The sequence below is a fragment of the Streptomyces albipurpureus genome (genome assembly GCF_023701525.1).
Lineage (GTDB): Bacteria > Actinomycetota > Actinomycetes > Streptomycetales > Streptomycetaceae > Streptomyces > Streptomyces albipurpureus.
Genome location: NZ_JAMQAW010000029.1, coordinates 224,731 through 247,160, shown reverse-complemented (window position 1 = coordinate 247,160; position 22,430 = coordinate 224,731). Strand labels below are relative to the sequence as shown.

The 22,430-nt window shown below is 68.4% G+C and carries 20 protein-coding genes; 13 read left to right on the top strand and 7 right to left on the bottom strand.

What is annotated here, in order from left to right; all coding sequences use genetic code 11:
• Positions 1-30 precede the first annotated feature (30 nt).
• Both dnaJ and NBG84_RS23920 read left to right on the top strand, forming a co-directional pair.
• Positions 31-1,221 carry a molecular chaperone DnaJ gene (dnaJ, locus tag NBG84_RS23925; RefSeq protein WP_250921623.1) on the top strand — a complete coding sequence of 397 codons (1,191 nt, stop codon included), beginning with the start codon at positions 31-33 and terminating at the stop codon, positions 1,219-1,221.
• A gap of 1 nt (position 1,222) precedes the next feature.
• A complete protein-coding gene (locus NBG84_RS23920; RefSeq protein WP_250921622.1) occupies positions 1,223-1,675 on the top strand; it encodes a heat shock protein transcriptional repressor HspR in 453 nt (150 codons plus the stop codon).
• A gap of 1,406 nt (positions 1,676-3,081) precedes the next feature.
• On the opposite strand, the gene NBG84_RS23915 is transcribed toward NBG84_RS23920, so the two are convergent.
• Positions 3,082-4,065, bottom strand: a complete 984-nt coding sequence (locus NBG84_RS23915) for a helix-turn-helix transcriptional regulator (RefSeq protein WP_250921621.1) — start codon at positions 4,063-4,065, stop codon at positions 3,082-3,084.
• A 368-nt stretch (positions 4,066-4,433) separates the two neighbouring features.
• Here NBG84_RS23915 and NBG84_RS23910 point away from each other — a divergent pair, with 368 nt between their 5' ends.
• Positions 4,434-4,754: a Rieske (2Fe-2S) protein gene (locus NBG84_RS23910; RefSeq protein WP_153486448.1), complete on the top strand. Its 321-nt coding sequence runs from the start codon at positions 4,434-4,436 to the stop codon at positions 4,752-4,754.
• A gap of 345 nt (positions 4,755-5,099) precedes the next feature.
• Here NBG84_RS23910 and NBG84_RS23905 read toward each other — a convergent pair whose 3' ends face one another.
• Complete coding sequence (locus NBG84_RS23905) at positions 5,100-5,507, bottom strand: pyridoxamine 5'-phosphate oxidase family protein (RefSeq protein ID WP_250921620.1); 408 nt, start codon at positions 5,505-5,507, stop codon at positions 5,100-5,102.
• A gap of 150 nt (positions 5,508-5,657) precedes the next feature.
• On the opposite strand from NBG84_RS23905, the gene clpB reads away from it, so the two are divergent.
• Together clpB and NBG84_RS23895 are read left to right on the top strand one after the other, a co-directional pair.
• Entirely contained in the window at positions 5,658-8,255 is a 2,598-nt protein-coding gene (gene clpB / locus NBG84_RS23900) for an ATP-dependent chaperone ClpB (RefSeq protein ID WP_250921619.1), read from the top strand.
• Between the two features lie 172 nt (positions 8,256-8,427).
• A complete protein-coding gene (locus NBG84_RS23895; RefSeq protein ID WP_250921618.1) occupies positions 8,428-8,958 on the top strand; it encodes a type III secretion system chaperone family protein in 531 nt (176 codons plus the stop codon).
• A 227-nt stretch (positions 8,959-9,185) separates the two neighbouring features.
• Here NBG84_RS23895 and NBG84_RS23890 read toward each other — a convergent pair whose 3' ends face one another.
• Both NBG84_RS23890 and NBG84_RS23885 read right to left on the bottom strand, forming a co-directional pair.
• On the bottom strand, positions 9,186-10,457 hold the full coding sequence (locus NBG84_RS23890) for a hypothetical protein (protein ID WP_250921617.1): 1,272 nt from the start codon (positions 10,455-10,457) through the stop codon (positions 9,186-9,188).
• Positions 10,458-10,910: 453 nt separating this feature from the next.
• Positions 10,911-12,107, bottom strand: a complete 1,197-nt coding sequence (locus NBG84_RS23885) for a pyridoxal phosphate-dependent aminotransferase (RefSeq protein ID WP_425608687.1) — start codon at positions 12,105-12,107, stop codon at positions 10,911-10,913.
• An 845-nt stretch (positions 12,108-12,952) separates the two neighbouring features.
• Between NBG84_RS23885 and NBG84_RS23880 the strand changes: the two genes are divergently transcribed.
• The 6 genes from NBG84_RS23880 (at position 12,953) to fbaA (ending at position 18,919) form a co-directional block, all read left to right on the top strand.
• Positions 12,953-13,501, top strand: coding sequence for a DUF2617 family protein (locus NBG84_RS23880; RefSeq protein WP_250921615.1), 549 nt, complete (start codon positions 12,953-12,955; stop codon positions 13,499-13,501).
• Positions 13,502-13,576: 75 nt separating this feature from the next.
• Positions 13,577-15,175, top strand: coding sequence for a polyamine aminopropyltransferase (locus NBG84_RS23875; protein WP_250921614.1), 1,599 nt, complete (start codon positions 13,577-13,579; stop codon positions 15,173-15,175).
• A 41-nt stretch (positions 15,176-15,216) separates the two neighbouring features.
• A complete protein-coding gene (locus NBG84_RS23870; protein ID WP_250921613.1) occupies positions 15,217-16,140 on the top strand; it encodes an SRPBCC family protein in 924 nt (307 codons plus the stop codon).
• A 95-nt stretch (positions 16,141-16,235) separates the two neighbouring features.
• A complete protein-coding gene (locus NBG84_RS23865) occupies positions 16,236-17,036 on the top strand; it encodes an aldose epimerase family protein (RefSeq protein WP_250921612.1) in 801 nt (266 codons plus the stop codon).
• A gap of 19 nt (positions 17,037-17,055) precedes the next feature.
• The gene (gene pyrE, locus NBG84_RS23860; RefSeq protein WP_250921611.1) at positions 17,056-17,604 is read left to right on the top strand and encodes an orotate phosphoribosyltransferase; all 549 of its coding nucleotides are present in this window, start codon (positions 17,056-17,058) and stop codon (positions 17,602-17,604) included.
• A gap of 283 nt (positions 17,605-17,887) precedes the next feature.
• Positions 17,888-18,919 carry a class II fructose-bisphosphate aldolase gene (fbaA, locus tag NBG84_RS23855; protein WP_250921610.1) on the top strand — a complete coding sequence of 344 codons (1,032 nt, stop codon included), beginning with the start codon at positions 17,888-17,890 and terminating at the stop codon, positions 18,917-18,919.
• 674 nt (positions 18,920-19,593) lie between these two features.
• Here the strand turns inward: fbaA and NBG84_RS23850 are convergent.
• From NBG84_RS23850 to NBG84_RS23840, 3 genes are all read right to left on the bottom strand, one after another.
• Positions 19,594-19,797, bottom strand: coding sequence for a hypothetical protein (locus tag NBG84_RS23850; RefSeq protein ID WP_250921609.1), 204 nt, complete (start codon positions 19,795-19,797; stop codon positions 19,594-19,596).
• Positions 19,794-20,132, bottom strand: a complete 339-nt coding sequence (locus NBG84_RS23845; protein ID WP_250921608.1) for a hypothetical protein — start codon at positions 20,130-20,132, stop codon at positions 19,794-19,796. Before NBG84_RS23845 ends, NBG84_RS23850 begins: the two co-directional genes overlap by 4 nt.
• Before the next feature lie 383 nt (positions 20,133-20,515).
• Positions 20,516-20,737 (bottom strand): hypothetical protein, encoded by a 222-nt coding sequence (locus NBG84_RS23840; RefSeq protein WP_250921607.1) that lies wholly within the window; start codon positions 20,735-20,737, stop codon positions 20,516-20,518.
• A gap of 170 nt (positions 20,738-20,907) precedes the next feature.
• Here NBG84_RS23840 and NBG84_RS23835 point away from each other — a divergent pair, with 170 nt between their 5' ends.
• Both NBG84_RS23835 and NBG84_RS23830 read left to right on the top strand, forming a co-directional pair.
• Entirely contained in the window at positions 20,908-21,747 is an 840-nt protein-coding gene (locus tag NBG84_RS23835) for a helix-turn-helix domain-containing protein (protein ID WP_250921658.1), read from the top strand.
• Entirely contained in the window at positions 21,744-21,953 is a 210-nt protein-coding gene (locus tag NBG84_RS23830) for a DUF397 domain-containing protein (protein ID WP_250921606.1), read from the top strand. The genes NBG84_RS23835 and NBG84_RS23830 overlap by 4 nt, the downstream gene beginning before the upstream one ends.
• The last annotated feature ends 477 nt before the right edge of the window (positions 21,954-22,430 follow it).

Sequence of the window (22,430 nt, the reverse complement as noted above, 5' to 3'; positions counted from 1 at the left end):
ACCAGTGACAGTCCGGAAGGAGGGACGTCGATGAGCACGAAGGACTTCGTCGAGAAGGACTACTACAAGGTTCTCGGCGTCCCCAAGGACGCCACCGAAGCCGAGATCAAGAAGTCGTACCGGAAGCTCGCCCGCGAGTTCCACCCGGACGCCAACAAGGGCGATGCCAAGGCGGAGGAGCGCTTCAAGGAGATCTCCGAGGCCAATGACATCCTCGGCGACCCCAAGCGGCGCAAGGAGTACGACGAGGCACGCGCCCTCTTCGGCAACGGTGGCTTCCGACCCGGGCCCGGCGCTGCCGGCGGCTCGTTCAACTTCGACCTGGGCGACCTCTTCGGAGGCGCCCAGGGCGGTCCGCAGCCCGGGGCCGGCGGGGCCGGCGGCTTCGGCGGCGGGCTCGGCGATGTCTTCGGGGGCCTCTTCAACCGCGGTACGGGGCCCGGTCCCCGGGTCCAGCCGCGGCGCGGCCAGGACATCGAGTCCGAGGTCACGCTGAGCTTCACCGAGGCGGTCGACGGGGCCACGGTTCCCCTGCGGATGTCCAGCTCCGCCGCGTGCAAGGCCTGTTCGGGCACCGGCGACAAGAACGGCACCCCCCGGGTGTGCCCGACCTGTGTCGGCACCGGACAGGTCTCCCGCGGCGGCAGCGGTTCCTTCTCGCTGACCGACCCCTGTGTGGACTGCAAGGGACGTGGGCTGATCGCCCAGGACCCCTGCGAGGTCTGCAAGGGCAGCGGACGGGCCCGTTCCTCGCGCACCATGCAGGTCAGGATTCCGCCGGGCGTCTCCGACGGGCAGCGCATCCGGCTGCGCGGCAAGGGCGCACCCGGCGAGCGGGGCGGCCCCGCGGGCGATCTCTATGTCGTGGTGCACGTCGGAGACCACTCGGTCTTCGGGCGCAAGGGCGACAACCTCACGGTCACCGTGCCCGTCACCTATCCGGAGGCGGTACTCGGCGGCGAGGTGAAGGTGCCGACGCTCGGTGGGCCCCCGGTCACTCTCAAGCTGCCCCCGGGTACCCCGAACGGGCGGACCATGCGAGCTCGCGGCAAGGGAGCGGTCCGTAAGGACGGCACCCGCGGTGACCTGCTGGTCACCGTTGAGGTCGCGGTTCCCGAGGAGCTGAGCGACAAGGCGAAGGAAGCGCTGGAGGCCTACCGCGAAGCCACCGTGGACGAGGACCCGCGGGCCGAGCTTTTCCAGGCCGCGAAGGGAGCATGAGATGGATGGCCGGTCCGGACGCAGTCGTAACCCCTACGAGCTGACCGCGGAGTCACCGGTATACGTGATCTCCGTTGCAGCCCAACTCTCCGGTCTGCATCCGCAGACTCTGCGGCAGTACGACCGGCTGGGCCTGGTCTCGCCCGACCGCACGGCCGGGCGGGGTCGTCGCTACTCCGCCCGCGACATCGAACTGCTGCGTACCGTCCAGCAGTTGTCGCAGGACGAGGGCATCAACCTGGCGGGCATCAAACGCATCATCGAGCTGGAGAACCAGGTAGCGGCCCTGCAGTCGCGCGTCGCCGAGCTGTCGGCCGCGGTGGAAGGCGCGGCGGCCGCGATGCGGCAGCGCGAGGCGCAGGTCCATGCTTCGTACCGCCGGGATCTCGTGCCCTACCAGGATGTTCAGCAGGCGAGCGCTCTGGTGGTGTGGCGGCCCAAGCGCGGCGAGTAGCCACGCTTGGGGGCGGCGGTCGCCGAACCGCCCTGGCCCGCTCGGCCCTCCTGGAGCCCACGCTCGCCGGACCGCTTCAGAGGCGCTCTCCGCCAGCGGCTGCCCGGTCTTCCGCGCGGATTCACCAGAATCCGCCGTAGGAGCCGGGCTTCTGCGTCCGCTGGATCGATCCTCTTCTGCGTCCTTCTCCGTCTTTCTCTGTCTATCTCCGGAGTCTCCGGGCCGTTCTCGGTGCCTGTCACCGCGTCTGGCCCTGAGCCTGTCTCGGCGTCGGCCGAGGCCCTCGGTCTCCTGGGTCCACTGGCTGATGATGTCGGCTGGACTGCTGGGGCCGGTGTTGTCGTCCGGCCTCGACCGGTCGCTGCGGGCATCGCTGACTGCCCCGCCAAGGCGTGCCCCGGTCTCTGCTCCCGGGTCTCTGTTCCCCAGCCTCTGCTCCCCGGCGCATCCGGGGGCACTTCCGTTGCCGGCCCGCCCGTGGACCCGGCACCCACCGATTGCCGTACCTCGGATGGCGGGTGCGGCGAGGAACGAGCCCGGCCCGCTCACGGAGTGCCCACGGCGATCCGCTCAAGCGGCAGCGGTCCCGCACCGCCCAGCCACCCAGCACAGGCCAGCGGGTCGGCGCTGCTCGGTGACTGACGCCGAGAGGGCCGTACGGAATGGCCCTACGCCGCTCCCTGCCGCGTTTCCCCCTACTTGGGTCACCCCGGAGTCGTATTGCCGTCCCATAGGCCCTTAGACGGGCGTCTAAGGGCCCTCCGTAACCTCCGAGCGGAAAGCTCCCGCTGGCTGCCGGTAGGAGCGGGTGTGTGTCTCTATGCCCCGGCCCTCGCTCGCCGTCCCCCTCGGTACGGGTGCCTCGCCCCGCCGGCGGGTGTCCCGGGCCTGGGGAGACTCCCGTCGCGACCCGGGTGGCGCGATGGCTCAGGAGCGGTGGCCGGCCCCGCGAATCCCGTCGGTCGCCACGGACCGCTACCACCGCTACCGATCCCGACCGCGCCCCCACCGCGTCCCCATGGCTCCCGCAGTCTCTCCATGGCCCTTCGCGGAACTCCACGGGACCGCACCGAACTGCACCGAACTGCACGGGACGACACGGGGTCGTAGGGATCTGCACAGACCCCACAAGTCTGAACGGATCCGTGAGGATCGGTGATGATCGGTCAGAACCCGTATGAAGCGGCTTGAATAGGCGCAGAGAGGTATGGATGAGTGGGGCGAGGTGGCCTTGCGCCCCGCCCCCAGGCCCCCCGCCAGCCCTCATGCCGTCGCGTCGGAGCTTCCGCCAAACGGCCTACCGCCATTCACCTCGCCCCCGGCTTTCTTAAGCCGGAGTGCGATGGTTTCAGGTCGAACTACGAGCGCCTTGTCCTCCTCTAGCGCACTCGTATATCGGACATACGTTAGGAATCATGCTCCAAGATCCCCGACTGGGCGATCAGATAGCCGAGTTGGGTACGGCTGCCACTCCCGAGTGATGACCCGAGTTTGGCGATATGTGCCCGGCAGGTCCGAACGTTCATCCCCAACCGGCGCGCGATCGCCTCATCGACGTGTCCCTCCACCAGCAACTTGGCGATGGAGCGCTGGACGCCCGTGATGCCGTCGAGGTCGGGGCCGTAGGAGACGGGCTCCTCCCAGGGCAGTCCATGCAGCCAGAACTGCTCGAAGACCCCCACCAGGTACTCGACGATCCCCTTGTGCCGCAGCTCCAGTGCCGACAGCCGGTCGCTGCTCGCCGGGATGAAAGCCACCTTGCGGTCCACGATGATCAGGCGGTCGATTATCTCTTCCAGCGTCCGAACCTCCACGCCGGAGGGCCCGACCTTCTCCATGTAGGCGAGCGTGGCGGGGTGGTGGCGTGCGGTGTGCTGGTAGAGCGTGCGCATCCGCACCCCGCGCTCGATCAGGGGTTCCACCCTGCGCAGCGCCTTCTCCAGGATGTGCGGCTGTCGTCCGCTGCCGGGTTGGACGGTCAGCAGCTCCTCCGTGCAGTCCGCGGTGACCTGGTCGAGGGTCGTGTTGATGCGGGTGAGGCCTTCAAGGACGGTTATCCCCTGCGGCACGGTGGAATTCTGAGCGGTGAAGGCCATGAATGGCTCAAGAGCATCGGTCAGAGCGACAGTTCGTCGTCGCCGCTCTTGGATCTCACGCTCAATGGGGTGTATCAGCTGTGTCAGCGCTGTTGTCGGAGGGACCGGACGCAGCCACTGGGCGTCGTCCGGGTCGGGATGCAGTAGGGCGAGATCGAAGAGACAAGGTGTGGGTTCCGCTTCTGACCGGGCGATTCTCCCGGTGCGAAGAGCGGTGATGTACAGACGTTTCCCCACCTCGCACAGCTCACCGTCTGCGTGAGGGTGTCCGGATTCCCCCCCATTCGACGTCATATGCACCCCCTCAGGCTCCTGCAATTCAGGAACATGATGCCTGCCGTCGCTGGTGCAAGCGTTCGGAGTGAGACATCGTCTTATGCGCGGGGGAGGAGGAATGATCAAAAGAGGTGGAGATCACCCATGTCTAGGACGCTACGTGCTCTTTGTGCTCTTGCCATAACGGCGGCCACGCTAGGCGCGGTGGCCTCCGGTGAATATTCCTGGGACAAGCCTGGCATGGCGATGATCCAGGGGGAGCCCTCATGGGGTGCCGCTCCATCCAGTGGTGCGGTCACTCTTGGTGAGCCCTCCTGGGGTGGCGCTTCGCCGGCCGTCGTCGGTGAGTCTTCCCGGAGCGTCACTTCGAACAACGGCACAGAAGCATGACCGTTCCACCGGACGACCGGGTCTTCCGGCGTGAAATGGCAACGGCATACCGCTCGGGGTGGCATTTCATCGACCTCGTCACGGCAATCCCCCACCGTGGCGACTCGTTGATGGTCACTTTGTTCGGAGAGCCGATCGTCGTGGCACGCGAGGAGGACGAGGACGTCCGCGCTTACCGGTGCCTGCGCAGGCCCCGTGGAGCGCCGCAGCCCGTCCGGTGCGCCATCCGGTACGGAATGATCTTTGTGAACCTCGACCAGCGCGACCAGCAGATGGTCGAGCCTGACACCACCACCGCCACCCCCCGCAGTGCCTGAGCGATTCCCCCGTCGAAAAAGATCGCTCGGGTACTTCCCCCACACAGTGGTGCCATCGCGGACCTGAAACGCGATGGCACCACTGTGCTTTTCCCCGCGAGGCGCCTGCCCGCGGGGCCCTGAAGGCGCCCCCGTCCCCGCGCCGGTTTCGCCCTCGCGGCCGTATGTGCCCGCCCCCCGTGCATACGGCCGCGAGGGTCCGTGAGGGTGGCGGCATCTGTGCGGTTTCGCGTGCATGCGACCCCTGAGGTGAGCCGGCGGTAGTCCCGGCGGTCCTGTCTTCTGGCACGGGCCGGGCGGGCAGGGCGTTCATATTCGCGGCCCGACAGGGTGCCGGCGTCCCGGTCAGGGGCGGCCCAACGCCCGATTCACCGCGATTTCGACCACGACCCGGTCCGGGTTGGGCCTCGGCGTGCGCTCATAGCGCTCCGCGTACCGCCGTTCCGCGTCCGCCACCAACTCCGGCTCCGTCCGCACCCGGGCCAGCCCTTCCAGGGTCGCCCAGCGCCTGCGTTCCAGTTGGCACACCGCCACCCGAGCCCCGCCCGTATCCGCTGATTGCAGGATGTGGGCGATCTTTCTGCTGTGACGGTTGGCGATCACCCGTGCGATCTGCTCGTCGGGGTCATAGGTCACGCCCACCGGTACGACATGCGGACTGCCGTCCGCCCGCAGGGTCGTCAGGGTGCACAGATGGCGCTCGCGCCAGAACGCCAGATACTCGGGGCTGAGATGGGATAGATCATGGGCCATGGGCTCACCCTAGTAGCGCTCGGTGATCGTCCACGGTGGGAGCACCATGTGGGTGGCGCAGAGAGATTGAGTGGAATAGGCTCAACTTTATGCAGGTTGAATGAGTCACTCTAAGGAAGAAGCAATGCCTGCAAGGAGGAGAGAGCACGCGTGGACGCCGAGCTGACCAACAAGAGTCGGGAAGCCCTCAACAACGCCACCAATCGGGCCGTGGCCGCCGGACACCCCGATCTGACGCCGGCGCATCTTCTCCTGGCCCTGCTCGCGGGCCAGGAGAACGAGAACATCATCGACCTGCTGGCCGCCGTCGAAGCGGACCAGGCCGCGGTGCGGGCGGGTGCCGAGCGGCTGCTCGCCGGGCAGCCGAGTGTCACCGGCTCCACGGTGGCACCGCCGCAGCCCAACCGGGAGTTCCTCGCCGTCATCGCCGAAGCCGCCCGGCAGGCCAAGGAACTGGGCGATGAGTATCTCTCCACCGAACACCTGCTGATGGGCCTGGCCGCCAAGGGCGGACAGGCCGGCGAGGTGCTCGCCGGGCAGGGCGCGACCACCAAGCGACTGCTGAACGCTTTCGAGACTGTACGGGGAGGCAGGCGCGTGACCACCGCGGACCCTGAGGGTCAGTACAAGGCCCTGGAGAAGTTCGGTACGGACTTCACCGCGGCGGCCCGGGAGGGCAAGCTCGACCCGGTCATCGGCCGTGACCAGGAGATCCGGCGGGTCGTCCAGGTCCTCTCCCGGCGCACCAAGAACAATCCGGTCCTGATCGGTGAACCCGGTGTGGGCAAGACCGCCGTGGTGGAGGGGCTGGCCCAGCGCATCGTCAAGGGCGATGTGCCCGAGTCGCTGAAGAACAAGCGGCTGGTCTCGCTCGACCTCGGCGCAATGGTTGCGGGTGCCAAGTACCGGGGTGAGTTCGAGGAGCGGCTCAAGACCGTACTGTCCGAGATCAAGAACAGCGACGGCCAGATCATCACCTTCATCGATGAGCTGCACACCGTCGTCGGCGCGGGCGCGGGCGGCGACTCCGCCATGGACGCCGGCAATATGCTCAAGCCGATGCTGGCCCGCGGTGAACTGCGGATGGTCGGCGCGACGACGCTCGATGAGTACCGCGAGCGGATCGAGAAGGACCCGGCGCTGGAGCGCCGTTTCCAGCAGGTGCTGGTGGCCGAGCCGACCGTCGAGGACACGATCGCGATCCTGCGCGGTCTCAAGGGCCGCTACGAGGCCCATCACAAGGTTCAGATCGCCGACTCGGCGCTGGTGGCCGCCGCCACCCTTTCCGACCGGTACATCACCTCGCGATTCCTCCCCGACAAGGCCATCGACCTCGTCGATGAGGCCGCGTCCCGGCTGCGGATGGAAATCGATTCCTCGCCCGTCGAGATCGATGAACTCCAGCGGGCCGTGGACCGGCTGCTGATGGAGGAGATGGCTCTCAAGAACGAGTCCGACCCGGCGTCCAAGCAGCGTCTGGAGAAGCTGCGCCGTGACCTCGCGGACCGGCAGGAGGAACTGCGCGGACTCACCGCCCGCTGGGAGAAGGAGAAGCAGGGCCTCAACCGTGTCGGCGAGCTCAAGGAGAAGCTGGACGAGCTGCGCGGGCAGGCCGAACGCGCCCAGCGCGACGGCGACTTCGACTCCGCTTCCAAGCTGCTCTACGGGGAGATCCCGGCGTTGGAGCGCGAGCTCGCTGAGGCGACCGAGGCGGAGCGGGTGGCCGCGAAGGACACCATGGTCAAGGAGGAGGTCGGCCCGGACGACATCGCCGATGTGGTCGGTGCCTGGACCGGCATTCCGGCCGGTCGGCTGCTGGAGGGCGAGACCCAGAAGCTGCTGCGGATGGAGGACGAGCTCGGCCGCCGGCTGATCGGGCAGTCCGAGGCGGTACGCGCGGTCTCCGACGCGGTGCGACGTACGCGCGCGGGCATCGCCGACCCGGATCGCCCCACCGGATCGTTCCTCTTCCTCGGCCCCACGGGCGTTGGCAAGACCGAACTGGCCAAGGCACTCGCGGACTTCCTCTTCGACGACGAACGGGCCATGGTCCGTATCGACATGTCCGAGTACAGCGAGAAGCACAGCGTGGCCCGGCTGGTGGGTGCGCCTCCCGGCTACATCGGCTACGAGGAGGGCGGCCAGCTGACGGAGGCGGTCCGCCGCCGCCCGTACAGCGTGGTGCTGCTCGACGAGGTCGAGAAGGCGCACCCGGAGGTCTTCGACATCCTGCTCCAGGTGCTGGACGACGGGCGGCTCACGGACGGCCAGGGCCGTACGGTCGACTTCCGCAACGCCATCCTGATCCTCACCTCCAACCTGGGCAGCCAGTATCTGGTCGATCCGCTGACCAGCGAGGAGAACAAGAAGCAGCAGGTCCTGGACGTCGTACGCGCCTCGTTCAAGCCTGAGTTCCTCAACCGGCTGGACGACCTGGTGGTCTTCTCGGCGCTGAACCGGGACGAGCTGGAACTGATCGCCGGGCTCCAGATCGATCGGCTCGCCAAGCGGCTGGCCGAGCGCCGGCTCACCCTAGAAGTCACTCCGGCCGCGCTGGCGTGGCTGGCGGACGAGGGCAATGACCCGGCGTACGGGGCGCGTCCGCTGCGCCGGCTGGTGCAGACGGCGATCGGCGACCGACTGGCGAAGGAGATCCTGTCGGGCGAGGTCACCGATGGTGACACCGTACGGGTGGAGCGTTTCGAGGACGGGCTGATCGTGGGCCCAGCCACGGCCGGGACCGACTGACAGCCGGCGCCGCCCGCCGCCCGGGCCATGGCCCCTTTCAGGGGGCAGACAGTGGTAACAGTCGCAAATAGGTCAGCTCGGAGCGGATACCTGTGGATAGCGGGGCCGGGGTTGCCACCCCGGCCCCGCCATGGGGGAGGATGGCGGCTATCCGTACGAAGGGAAATCCACGGTGACCATCGATCCGTCCTCGATTCCGAATTTCGGGGGCCAGCCCCAGCCTCAGGCCGCAGGACCGGCGGGCCCCGTCGTTCCCGACCAGGACCTGGTCAAGCAGCTCCTCGACCAGATGGAGCTGAAGTACGTCGTCGACGACGAGGGAGACCTCGCCGCGCCGTGGGAGGAATTCCGCACGTACTTCATGTTCCGCGGCGAGGACGAGCAGCAGGTCTTCTCGGTGCGGACCTTCTATGACCGTCCGCTGCCGGTGGAAGACCGGTCCCAGATCCTCGATCTGATCGACGACTGGAACCGCCGCACCCTGTGGCCCAAGGTCTACACCCACCTCCACGAGGACGAGGAGGGTGGCGCCACCATCCGGCTCATCGGTGAGGTGCAGATGCTCATCGGCACCGGTGTGAGCCTGGACCACTTCGTCTCGTCCACCGTCAGCTGGGTGCGCGCGGCGATGGAGTTCGAGAACTGGTTCGCCGAGCAGCTCGGTCTGAAGCCCGAGGACGAGAAGCCTGCCGACGACGCCTGAGCAGCCACGCACCAGAAGGTCCCCAGGGTCGTATCGGACCCTGGGGACCTTTCTGTCGTGGCACGCCCTTCGTCGCCCTGACGCGCTGAACGAGCTCCGCAGACCCGGGTCAGTCCGTGGGCGAGACGACTCCGGGTGCGGGATTCAAGGGTTCTGAGAACTCCCCGGGCGTTGCTCTTGCGCTGGTGCCCGGATGGTGATTCATGTGCCCGGTGCCGGCCCGCCCGCTAGAGCGCGATGGGGGAGAGCGTCAGTAGATAGGCCCCATAGGCGAAGGAGAGCCCGGCGAGGGCGATCGCAAGGACGGCCGCCGTCCCCGGTCGGGCCTTTGCCAGCGCCCGGGCCGCCGGGATCAGCAGGGGGAACGCGGGCAGCAGGAAACGCGGCTTGGACTCGAAGAAGCCCGAGCCGCCGACGGTGATCAACACCAGTACCCCGGTGTAGACGAGAAGTGCCATCGGCGGCCGATCGAGGGCCAGCAGGACGAAGAGCACCAGCGAGACCAGCACGACCAGCAGCGCCATCACCAAGGAGAGCAGGGTGGGCCGCAACACGATGTCCCGCACCACCCGCAGCGCTCCGGCGCCGAAGTCGAACTTCGATGTCCAGCCGCGCTGCACGGCGAAGTACCCACCGAGTGGATCGCCGGTGCGCACCCCGACGTACAGCACATAGCCACACCAACCGGTGGGGGCCAGCGCCGCCGCCGTCCAGATCCGCCAGCCGCCCCGCCCCCGCAGGGCACGCCCTTTGGGGGTTCGGCCGTCCGGGGATCGGCCGTCCGGGGTTCGGTACGCGCGCCACAGCGTCCACCCCGCGACCGCGATCACCGCGGCCGCGACCGCGATGCCGTTGGGCCGGGAGAACCCGGCGAGCGCGGAGAGGGCGCCCGCCCAGAGCCAGCGGCCGGTGAGCACCGCATAGAGCGCCCAGGCGGCGAAGGCGGTGAGCAGCGGTTCCGTGTAGGCCATGGAGAGCACCACCGAGTGCGGTAGCAGCCCCCACAGCAGTACCAGCGCGGTGGCGGTGCGCCGCCCGTGGAGCCGTTCGCCGATCGCGTAGACGCCCCAGGCCGCAGCCCCGGCCGCGGTCCAGGAGATGAGCAGTCCGGCACTACCGCTGGTCACGGGGACGACGGAGGTGACGGCCCGGACGAGCCCTGGATAGAGCGGGAAGAACGCCAGATCGCTCTGGACCGCGCCGTCCGGCCAGCGCAGGACGCGGCCGTAGCCGTGATCGGCGATCAGGAGGTACCAGTCGGAGTCCCAGGCACGGGCGAGGATGCGTCGTGGCTGCCGGTCGATGTGCCCGGCCCAGAGCGCCATCACCACCAGGCCGAGGAGGCGCGCCGCGGCGAACAGCCCGATGGCGGGGGCCGCCCGCAGCAGCGCGGCCCGCCAGGGGGGTACGTACCGGCCGTCGGCCCCCACGGTGGCGGCGAGGGTGGCGGCGGGATCGGCGGACGTCTCGGCGGACAGGGGGCACCTCCGGGCGGGCATACGAGTCGGACAACCCGACCATGGGCTGACCGTCCGTCTCATGCGAGCGCAGACCGGCCGACAGGCCCGCGTTCCCACCCGGTCGGCTGAAGGCCCACCCGCTGGTCCTGAGCATCGACCGGCTCGGCGCCGTCCCTCTTCCCGCGCCGCCGCGGACGAGGCATGGCGAACGCGCGTCGGTGCCTGGAAGCGCTTCGCACCGGTCCGCAGTCCCGCTCCCACCGGGATCGTCGGCATCAACTCCGGGGGAGGCATGCCGCCAAGGAGTGGAAGGGGTCCCAGCTGGAGCAGTGGGGGTACGAGACCAGTGGCGGCCGGGTTGGTTACCTGGTCAGCCCGGAGACCTCCACGGTGATCCCGGTGTACGCCCCGCCACGGCATCCGAAGGACACCGGGTGCGGGCCGGCGGGCCATGCCGGCCCGCACCGAGTGGGCGGGTTCGCCGGTCGCCCGTCAGGGCGTAAGCCGCTTGAGGCGGGCCACCGCCTCGTCCAAGACGTCCGTCCGCTTGCAGAAGGCGAATCTGACGAAGGGCGCGCCCTCGGCCCGGTGGTCGTAGAAGACCGCGTTGGGGATGGCCACCACCTGGCAGCGTTCCGGGAGTGAGCGGCAGAACGCGAAGCCGTCGCTCTCGCCCAGCGGGCGGATGTCGGTGGTGACGAAGTAGGTGCCGGCCGGGCGGTAGACCGTGAAGCCCGCTTCGGCGAGCCCGGCGCTCAGCAGGTCGCGCTTGGCCCGCAGATCGTCGCGGAGTTCCCGGAAGTAGCTGTCCGGCAGCCGCAGCGCCTCGGCCACGGCGTACTGGAACGGCCCTCCCGAGACATAGGTCAGGAACTGCTTGGCCGAGCGGACCGCCGTGACCAGTTCCGGGGTCGACGTCACCCAGCCGATCTTCCAGCCGGTGAAGGAGAACGTCTTGCCCGCTGAGCTGATGGTGACGGTGCGCTCGCGCATCCCGGGCAGCGACGCCAGGGGGATGTGGTCGCCCTCGAAGACCAGGTGCTCGTACACCTCGTCCGTGATCACCAGCAGATCGCGTTCGATCGCGAGCTCGGCGATCGCGGTCAGTTCCCCGCGGGTGAGCACGGTGCCGGTGGGATTGTGCGGTGTGTTCAGCAGGATGAGCCGGGTGCGGGGCGTGACCGCGTCCCGCAGTTCATCGAGATCGAGGTGGTACGCGCCGTCCCGTGGACGCAGTGTCACCGGGACACGCCGCCCGCCGGCGAGGGCGATACAGGCCGCGTACGAGTCGTAGTAGGGCTCCAGGGCGATCACCTCGTCGCCCGGTTCCACCAGGGCGAGCAGGGCCGTGGCAATGGCCTCCGTCGCGCCGGTGGTGACCAGTACCTCGGTGTCGGGGTCCAGACCGATGCCGTGGAAGCGCCGCTGATGGTCGGCGATCGCCTCGCGCAACTCGGGAACTCCGCTCCCCGGCGGGTACTGGTTGCCACGGCCGTCGCGCAGCGCCCGTACCGCTGCCTCCCGCACCGATTCGGGGCCGTCGGTGTCAGGGAAGCCCTGGCCGAGGTTGATCGAACCGGTCCGGTTCGCCAGTGCCGACATCTCGGCGAAGATCGTCGTGCCGAACTCGGTGAGCCGCCGGTTGAGCAGCGGCCGTCCGCCGGGCGGGGGTGCATCCGTGGTTGCCATGGATGCCATCCTGTGCGGAAGCTCTGGACTTGCTCAAGTCTGCTTTGGCGTTCTTGGGCCTTGGGGATTCTTCAGACACACGAGAAGCGGCCGGACCGGGAAACCGGTTACGCAAGGGTGCGGGGGGCTTGCTTCGGGGGACTCCGGAGGTGTTCCGGAGACGAAGAGGGGTGGGTTCGATGGCTGCGTTCTTCTTCATTTTGGCGGGCGCCCTGTTCGTGGGGCTCGTGGTCCTGTTGGTGCAGGTCACACAGGGATCGAAGAAGGCTCGTCGGCGCCGGGGGCGGCGTGCCGCCGCGGCCGGGGGCGGTTCGTCCTCCAGCTCCAGCGGTGGCTGGGTGTCGGGTGGTGACAGCGGGGGATCGTCCTGCGGGGGTGGGAGTTCGTCGTCCTGCGGTGGGGGCGGTGGATGCGGTGGCGGAGGCTGCTGACACGGGGCAGCAGGTCCGCAGCCGGTCCACGGGCGATCCGTGACCCTGCACGGCGCCTGACGGGGCTCACGCTCCGTCAGGCGCCTCTTTTCTTGGGATGATTTCCGGGGATTCCCACGGTTTCGCAGGTTTCCGATGCAACCCGCACCGATTTCATCGGGTTTTACCGGGGTTCTTAGTTGAACAGTTGAACCGTAAGGCCCCCCAGGGGATGGAAACCCCTTCAAGTTGGGTAAAAACACTGTGAGCGAGGCGTACTTCGTGATTCCCTCGCTGACGGAACCTGTTGGAACCATCCAGCCCTCGGACCGGCTTTCTGGGCCCGAGCAGGCGGTCCCCCCACTTTCTTGTCATTCCGCCAGGGGCGCCCAGGTCCACGTGTCCACCGCCGAAGCGTGTTTGCGGAGCCGACCCATGCTCACGACCCTCAGTACCGCCTATACCGACACCCGTGCCGACGACCTCGCCTGGGCCCTCGGTCGGGAGCCGCTTCCTGCCCTGGCCGTTCTCGACCTAGAACTCTCCGGGGCGAAACTCCAGCTCAGACTTCTCGGGGCCTCCCATCAGGTGCTCCTTGAGGAGGAGCAGGGCAGCTGCTCCGAAACCGTCGCCTGTATGCCCGGCAGCAGTACACCGCTACCATTGGGCGTCGCCAAGAGACTCGGTGATTGGGAGTACGAGTTCGCCGCCCGGGTTGAGACCCTCTCCCGAGGCTCCTTCGCCGGCCGTGCGCAAGAGCTGCTCGCTCTCGTCGCCGACCATCCCAACTCCCTCGCCGGCACCTTCCCCGGCTCGCCGCACGCCTTCACGGCGATGATGGCGCAGCACCAGGGGGGCCAGGTCCGTTGGCGTACCTGGCACGCGTATCCGCAGGAGGGGCGGCTCGTCGTCACCCGTACGCGGGTGGGCGCGGTCCCCCGAGGCGCTCGCGCCGAGCGGGTCCCGCAGTCGGTGGGGCGGTGAGTGCCGCCCCGCCGTCCGCCAGGTGCACACGTGTGGGTGACGAGATGTGCACTTGACGTGACATAGCGTTACTGCATGATTGACCGGCCCCAGCAGCTGTCACCGCCCCAGGGGCCGGTGCGGCTGCCGGTGCGCCCTGCGGCGGGCCGCTATCTCGTCCTGCTGACGGTCTTCGTCTGCGCCGCCTGCGGACTGGTGTACGAGCTGGAGCTGGTCGCCCTCGCCTCCTATCTCATCGGCGATTCGGTGACCCAAGCCTCCGTGGTGCTGTCGCTGATGGTCTTCGCGATGGGCATCGGCTCGCTGCTCGCCAAGCGGCTGCGTTGCCGGGCAGCCGTCGGCTTCGGTGTGTTGGAGCTGACCCTCGCCCTGGTGGGGGGCTGCTCGGCACTGGTGCTCTACGCGTCCTTCGCCTGGGCCGGGGAGGCCCGCATCGTGCTGGTGGGCTTCTCGCTGGCCATCGGGGTCCTCATCGGCGCCGAGATCCCCCTGCTGATGTCCCTGATCCAACGCATCTCCCGACGGGACGCGGAAGGCACGGTCGCCGATCTCTTCGCCGCCGACTACGTGGGCGCCCTGGTCGGCGGCCTGGCCTTCCCCTTTCTGCTGCTGCCCTGGCTCGGCCAGCTCACCAGCGGACTGCTGACCGGCGCCGTCAACGCGCTCGCGGGCGGGGCGCTGGTGCTCTGGCTCTTCCGCCATGAGCTCACCCCTCGCTCCCGCGGCTGGCTGCTCTTCGCGAACTTCTCCGTGCTGTGCCTCCTGGGCATCGCGACCGTCCTGGTCGATGACTTCGAGGAGGCCGCGCGGACCGCGGTCTACGGCGACCACGTACGGGTCGCCGTCCACACCGGCGTCCAGGAGATAGTGCTCACCGGAAGCCGGTCCGGGCCGTTGGAACTCTTCCTCGACGGACGGTTACGGGTCAGCGGGCGCGATGAGCACCGCTACCACGAGGCACTGGTCCACCCCGCCATGGCAGGTCCGCACCACCGAGTGCTCATCCTCGGCGGCGGCAACGGACTCGCGGCCCGTGAAGTTCTGCGCTACCCCCGGGTGGCCGCGGTGACCATCGTCGAACTCGACCCCGCCGTCGTCCATCTCGCCCGCACCGACCCCGCGTTGACCGAGCTCAACCGGCACGCCTACCGCGATCGGCGGATACGGGTGGTGCACGCCGACCCCTTCAGCTGGCTGCGCATCCCGCACGGCCCGTACGACGTGGTGATCGTGGACCTCCCGGACCCCGGCATCACCCAGAGCACCAAGTTCTACTCACAGGAGTTCTACGGACTGGCCGCACGGACCATCGCCCCCGGCGGGCGGATCGTCGTCCACGCCGGGCCGCTGGTCTCCCGCCCCCGTACGTACTGGACGGTCGAGGCGACGCTGCGGGCCGCCGGATACGGCACCAGCTCCTATCGCGCCACCGGGCGGCGCTCCAGTTTCGCCGCCGGCCCCGATCGCGCCCACGACACCGAAGCCGCACCCCATGACTGGGGCTTCCTGCTGGCCGCGCCGGGCCGCACCCCGGCACTGGGACTCACCCCAGGAGCGCCCCCACTGCGGTCGCTCACCCCGGTCTCGCTCGCCACCGCCGCCGGGAACGCCGAGCACACCCGGCCGCCCGGGCTCGCGCCCTCGACCCTGGTCCATCCGCGCTACACGGACTGAATCGAAGACGGATCAGGCCGCCCTGGGTACGCTCGGTTGCCATGGACCATGAGGTGTTCGTTCCGGTTCCGGCAGAGACCGTCCGGCAGCTGTTGAGGGACCCCGCGCGGGTTGCGCGCTGTGTCCATGGGCTCCAGCAGGAAGCCACCGACTCCACCGCGGAACCCGAGGCCCCGGGCGGTTCGCTGTCCGGCCGGCTCAAGGTCCGCGTCGCCAATCACTCGATCACCTACCGGGGCACCCTGCGCATCACCGAGCGAGACGGTGGCTTCGTCCTGACCGGTGAGGGCGTGGAGGTACGCGGCGCGGGCTCGGCCCAGACGGAACTGACGGTCGGTGTGACCGACACCGAAGGCGGCACGGCACTGCACTTCAGCGGTTGCGTCCAAGCGGATGGCCGGCTGAGCGAACTCTCGGACGAAGCGGCACTGCACGCCGCGCACCGGCTTCTGGACCGGTTCGCCGAACGCCTGGTGGCGGAGGTCGCGGACGAGCAGAGCGCTGCCGGGACCGCACCGGAGGTCTCGACACCGTCCGAGCAGGCCGCGGGCGTGGAAGGCCCGGGCCCGGTGAGCCGTGAGGACGCCGAGCGATTGGGGATCGTCGGGGACGAGCCCGAAGAACCGACCGAGCCGAACGCGGACACCACCAAAGCAGCCCCCTCCGCACCGCAGGCCGGCGCCGAAGCCGAGTTCGTCGATCTGGAAGGGCTCGCGCTCGAAGGCATCGAAGACTTCGGCCCCATCCCGGAGGAACCACCCGCCGAGGCAGCCCACGCCCGGCGCACCATGATCGGACGCAGCGCCGAAGAGGTCGACCACGCCCCACCGCGCGGCCGGTACGCACCCGTTCCCGCACCCGACGGGAGCAACGCGGGCGTACCACTGCGCTGGGTCGCCCCCGCCGCCGCTCTCGCCCTCGCCTCCGCCGTTGTGGTCAGCCGCGCCCTGCGCCGACGGCGGTAGCGGGGCGGGCGGTCTATGAGAACCCGCGGCACGATGCCGTGAGAAAGCCGGAGGCCGCCGGGTGGTCCCCGGACCGCGACAGTAGGGTTCGAAGGGTGAGCAGCAGCGAAGAGAGCGTCCGGCTGGCAGCCTCGGACGTCGAAGTGACCGTGCACCCCCAGAACGGCTGCCGTATCGCCGGCCTGACCATCGGCGGCACCGAGCTGCTGCGCCAAGGGGAGCGATACGGCTGCTTCCCGATGGTCCCCTGGGCCGGCCGGCTCGCCGAAGGGCGGTTCCGCAACGGCGACAAGGTCCACCAACTGCCGCTGAACTCCCCGCCGCACGCCATCCACGGCACCGGCCGCGACACCGGCTGGCGCACCGCCCGCGCCGAGAAGGACCAGGCCGCCTTCACCTATGAACTGGCCGACCCCTGGCCCTATCCCGGCCGGGTCACCCAACTCGTCGAGCTGGCCGCCGACTCCCTCACCCTCACCCTGGGCGTCGAGGCGTATGAAACGTCCTTCCCGGCTCAGCTCGGCTGGCACCCCTGGTTCCTCCGCGACCTCGGCGACGGCGGCGCTGACGTACAGGTCGACTTCTCCCCGGGCTGGCAGGAAGAGCGCGGTGAGGACCACCTGCCCACCGGCCGCCGCATCGAAGCGCAGCCCGGGCCGTGGGACGACTGCTTCGGGCTGCCCGAAGGCGTATCGGTCACCCTGACCTGGCCCCAGCGGCTGGAGCTGACCGTCACCAGCCGCGCCGAGTGGCTGGTGATCTACGACGAGCAGCGCGAGGCGGTCTGTGTGGAGCCGCAGTCCGGGCCGCCCAACGGGCTCAACACCGACCCGAGGTTCGTCACCCCGATCGACCCCCTGGAGCTCTCGACCACCTGGCGCTGGCGCCGGCTGTGAGCCGCTTAAGCTCATGGGCATGACTGACGTACGCGCTGAGCTGCTCCAGCAGATCAAGGACAAGGCCGTGGTGCACGGCCGAGTGACCCTCTCATCGGGTCTTGAGGCCGACTACTACGTGGACCTTCGCCGGATCACGCTCGACGGCACGGCCGCCCCGCTGGTGGGTCAGGTCATGGCCGATCTGACCAGGGAGCTCGACTACGACTGCGTCGGCGGCCTCACCCTGGGCGCCGACCCGGTGGCCACCTCGCTGCTGCACGCCTCCGCCGCCCGCGGCCGGCGGGTGGACGCCTTCGTCGTACGCAAGGCGGCCAAGGCCCACGGCATGCAGCGCCGGGTGGAGGGTCCGGACATCGCGGGCCGTCGCTGTCTGGTGGTCGAGGACACCTCGACCACCGGTGGCTCCCCGCTGACCGCGGTGGAGGCAGTGCGCGAGGCCGGCGGCCAGGTGGTGGCCGTGGCGACGATCGTCGACCGGGCGACCGGCGCCGGCGAGAAGATCAGCCAGACGGCGGGGGTGCCGTACCTCTACGCGTACTCCCTCGCCGAGCTGGGTCTGAGCTGACCGGGGCACTCACCGAGGTCCCTTGCGGGCTCGGAGCGACTCCGGGCACCATCAGGTCAGGGATCTGATCAAGCCACACCGCCTCCCTCGGGATAAGACCGACTCTGACCTGCGGTGATGCAATAGATCTTGCTTTCCTGCCAGAAACGGCAAGATCGTCTCGCCTGGTCGGCCCCCGGGGTGCCCGGGTCCTGTGGGGAGTCTGGAAAGATAGGGGCTGACGATGACGTCGCCCCAAGGTCAGGGCCCATATCGCCAACCCGCACATACAAGGAGCGGACAGATGCCCATCGCAACCCCCGAGGTCTACAACGAGATGCTCGACCGGGCGAAGGCAGGCAAGTTCGCCTACCCGGCCATCAACGTGACCTCCTCCCAGACCCTCCACGCCGCACTCCGCGGCTTCGCGGAGGCCGAGAGCGACGGCATCATCCAGATCTCCACCGGTGGTGCGGAGTTCCTGGGCGGCCAGCACAGCAAGGACATGGTCACCGGAGCGGTCGCGCTCGCGGAGTTCGCGCACATCGTCGCCGCCAAGTACGACGTCACGATCGCGCTCCACACCGACCACTGCCCCAAGGACAAGCTCGACGGCTTCGTCCGCCCGCTGATCGCCGTCTCCGCCGAGCGCGTCGCCAAGGGCCTCAACCCGCTGTTCCAGTCCCACATGTGGGACGGTTCCGCCGAGACCCTCGCCGACAACCTGGCCATCGGCCAGGAGCTGCTCGCGCAGGCCGCCGCCGCCAGGATCATCCTTGAGGTCGAGATCACCCCGACCGGCGGTGAGGAGGACGGCGTCACCCACGAGATCAACGACGAGCTCTACACCACGGTCGACGACGCCCTGCGCACCGCCGAGGCCCTCGGCCTGGGCGAGAAGGGCCGCTACCTGCTGGCAGCCTCCTTCGGCAACGTCCACGGCGTCTACAAGCCGGGCAACGTCGTCCTGCGCCCGGAGCTCCTGAAGGACCTTCAGGAGGGCGTCAGCCAGAAGTACGGCAAGGCCGACGGCAGCCAGCCCTTCGACTTCGTCTTCCACGGCGGGTCCGGCTCCAGCACCGAGGAGATCGCCACCGCGCTGGAGAACGGCGTCGTGAAGATGAACCTCGACACCGACACCCAGTACGCCTTCACGCGTCCCGTCGCCGCCCACATGTTCACCAACTACGACGGCGTCCTCAAGGTCGACGGCGAAGTCGGCTCCAAGAAGACCTACGACCCCCGCACCTGGGGGAAGCTGGCCGAGGCGGGGATGGCTGCGCGCGTCACGGAAGCGTGTGCCGCGCTGCGGTCGACCGGGACGCGGCTGAAGTAGCCCTTCCCCATGCGGGGGCCTTCCCCATGCGGGGGTGCTTGTGCCCTGGGCGTTGAGTCCATGGGCTGGGCGCCCCCGCTTTTGCGTTGGCACTTGGGGCCTTGGGGTTGGGTGTCCTCACCTGGGGTGGGGGTTCCGTCCTCAATCGCCGGACGGGCTGAAGCTGTCTCTTGGCGGAGCGCCCCTGCCTTTGGTGTCCTCACCTGGGGTGGGGGTTCCGTCCTCAATCGCCGGACGGGCTGGGGTTGTCCCTTGGCGGGGTGCCTTGTTTGGCGGGGCTGCCTGTGCCCCGGGGCCTTGAGCCCAAGGGCTGGGCGCTCCCGTGTTGGTCGTCCTCACCCGGGGTGAAGGGTTCCGTCCTCAAACGCCGGACGGGCTGAATTGGTCCCCTTGGCATGGGGTGCTGCTCGTTTGCGTGGGGCTGCTGGTGGTCGAGGGCTTGGGTTTCCTGGGGCTGGGGGTCTTGTTGTGTTGGGGTTGGGGGGTGCTATCGGGGGTGACTCCTCAGCGTCGACGGCCTGGAGCTTCTTTGATCCGGCATGCGGGTCTTGCCGTCGATCGCTTCCGGGGACACCCCCTGCGCGCCCCCACGCCGAGACTTGCATCCCCTTGCCCCTGGGGTTCACGTCACCCGGTAGGCGCCTGGGGGAGGTTGCCGGCCGGTAGGTGCTTTCCTACTGCTTCCAGATCAGGTCGCCGGGGGTGGGGCCGGGATCATGGTTGGGGAAGCAGTGGGGGCAGGTGTAGAGGGTGGTCCCCGGCCCGTTGGTGGTGTGGAGGTGGCGGATGGCGATGGGGGCTCGGGTGAGTTTGCCGCAGTCACAGCAGTGCTCAGCTGGGTCGGGTGAGATGTCGGGGAAGAGCTCGTCGATGTTCATGCGGCTACCGCCGCTGTACTGAGTGGGACTTGGTGGACGCCTGTGGTGGCGGTGTAGGGGTAGTCGTAGCCGCGCTCGGCCCATGCGGTGGCGAAGTATCGCTCTCGGCACTCGGGGATGAGTAACTGCGCCTCTTCGGCCCGGAAGATCGAGCGCGCGAGCTCCGCACTCGGCCCGGTCCACGGCCGTGACCAAGCGGAGGAGTTGGGACCAGAGTTCGGTTCCGGGGCTGTTGTGGTGAGGTAGTTGGCGGAGTGCCGTCCGGGCTGGGGGCGGCGGGTCCAGTGAAGTGTGTTCAGCACCCATACGAGTGCCCGGGCGATACGATCACACATACGTCGTTCAGCTCCTTCGAAGCTGTTCGGTGAGCCCCGAGGAACTGGGTAGGACCGGTTCCTTGGGGCGCTTTTCTTCGCGTCCCCTACTGGGTGTGCGCATCGGGTGCGTGCACCGATGTTGTGTTCTTCGGGGTGTGTTGGTGGCCCCGGCCATCGGGGGCTGAGTCGACCGGGGCCCAGGGGCTGGTGGTTGCCCCTTGTGTCCCTTGGTGGGGGATTGGCACCTACCAGGGGAGATTGGGTTGGGTGGCCCGTCCGACCGTCGCTGTCCGGGTACGGTCGGACGGGCCTGTTTCGCCACCCCGCTTGATAATCCCGCTGCATTCCCATGGCCGGGTATTCAGGGGGTGGACGTTCTCAACGCTGGCAACTCACCAGCGTTACAGCGCTCCCCGAGTGCTGTTGGCGTTAGCAGCGACCTCGGCCGCACTGAGCCGATCGGAACGCGCCCAGGGACTGAGGCTCTCGCCACCCGCGCTCCACTCCTGCCCACCCCCAAGAGGCCGCAGGAAGTAGATCCCGGCGAAGTAGTCCATGACCTCCCCCACCCGTTTGCCATCGGTGTCACGGACCACAACCCCGATCGCGAACTCTTGACACATCACGAGTGCCCCAGCGGGCGGGGGAATTTGGCGGTTCTGCCGCTCGGATGAATGTTCTTCCCGGACACCATCGCTCCTCTCCGTAGTGATTCCACTACCAAGTGGAGTCAGCGTGGCCTAGAGTCGAAGTCCGATCAACGTGGCATATCCGCTAGATAAGTTGGTGGTACCTGTTGAACCGCAAAGAGCTAAACCCGGACAGCTCCCCGCAGGCAGCATTCGGCGCGCGTTTACGCAGCTCACGCGTTGCACGCGGCTGGAAGCAAGACGACCTTTCAGCCCTGATGGGGTTCTCCAGTGGGCACATTTCCGCCGTCGAAACTGCTCGCAAGCTTCCCACTTTGCGTTTCTCGCGCAGTGCTGACTCCGCATTTGGCATGGCGGGCACTGCAGATACGTTCGAACGTGCGTGGCGCGAGATCCGACACGGCGCCCTGCTGGAAGGCTTCCCGGAGTACGTGGGATACGAGGGCCGGGCTGCGGAGATCAGGGTGTACGAAGTCGGTGTCATCCCTGGGTTGCTTCAGACGGCTGAGTACGCGGCAGCGATCGAGGCGGGCCACGTCGAGCGGGGAGCGAGCACCGCCGAGCAGGCGCACGAGCGGGTGTCACTTGTTGCCGAGCGGCAAGCGGCGCTCGTTCGGAATCCACCGCCGTTGATCCATATGGTGTTGGACGAAAGTTGTATCCGTCGACCAGTTGGTGAACGCGACGTAATGGAAGACCAGTTGGCGAAACTGATCGCGTTTGCCAAGCAGCCGAACGTCACGTTGCAAGTCGCAGACTTCGCGATGGGGGTTCGTCGGCCGTTCAGCTTGCCGATAACGGTGCTGACTATGGCCGACCGATCCCTCATGTCCTATGCCGAGTCCGCCACCCGTGGGCATCTAGACCGTGAGACCAACTCCGTGTTGCCCCTGCTGACGGCCTACCATCAGTTGCAGAAGCACGCGCTTCCGCAGTCGGGCTCTATGGCCATGATCGAACTGGTACGAAAGGGCACTTCGTGACGACCGAACCTCATATCTGGATCAAGTCTTCATACAGCGGCGGCGGGGGGCAGTGCGTTGAGGTTGCCGTCAATCTGGCAGCCTCGCACGGCATAGTCCCCGTCCGTGACTCCAAGACCCTGAGCGGGCCCGTACTGGATATCCCCACTGGTGCGTTCGCTTCCTTCGTGATGGGTGTCAAGGCCGGAGAGTTCAGTACCATCTGACCGGCCGAGGCAGCACGCCCAGCGCAGTACTTCCGACATCGAAAGCCCCGCCTCATTCCGGTTCGGGAACGTGGCGGGGCTTTCGCGTGCGCCGTAGCCACGATCTGCCTCCCCCGGTTCCTCAGGAGGACAGGACCCTGAGGGCAGGGGATGCAAGTCTCGGCGTGGGGGCGCGCAGGGGGTGTCCCCGGAAGCGATCGACGGCAAGACCCGCATGCCGGATCAAAGAAGCTCCAGGCCGTCGACGCTGAGGAGTCACCCCCGATAGCACCCCCCAAGCACAACAGAACAAGACCTCCCAGCCCAGGTAACCCAAGACCTCGGCCACCAGCAGCCCCCGCAAACAAAAGCACCCCGCCGAGGGGACCAATTCAGCCCGTCCGGCGTTTGAGGACGGAACCCTTCACCCCGGGTGAGGACGACCAACACGGGAGCGCCCAGTCCTTGGGCTCAAGGCCCCGAGGCACAGGCAGCCCC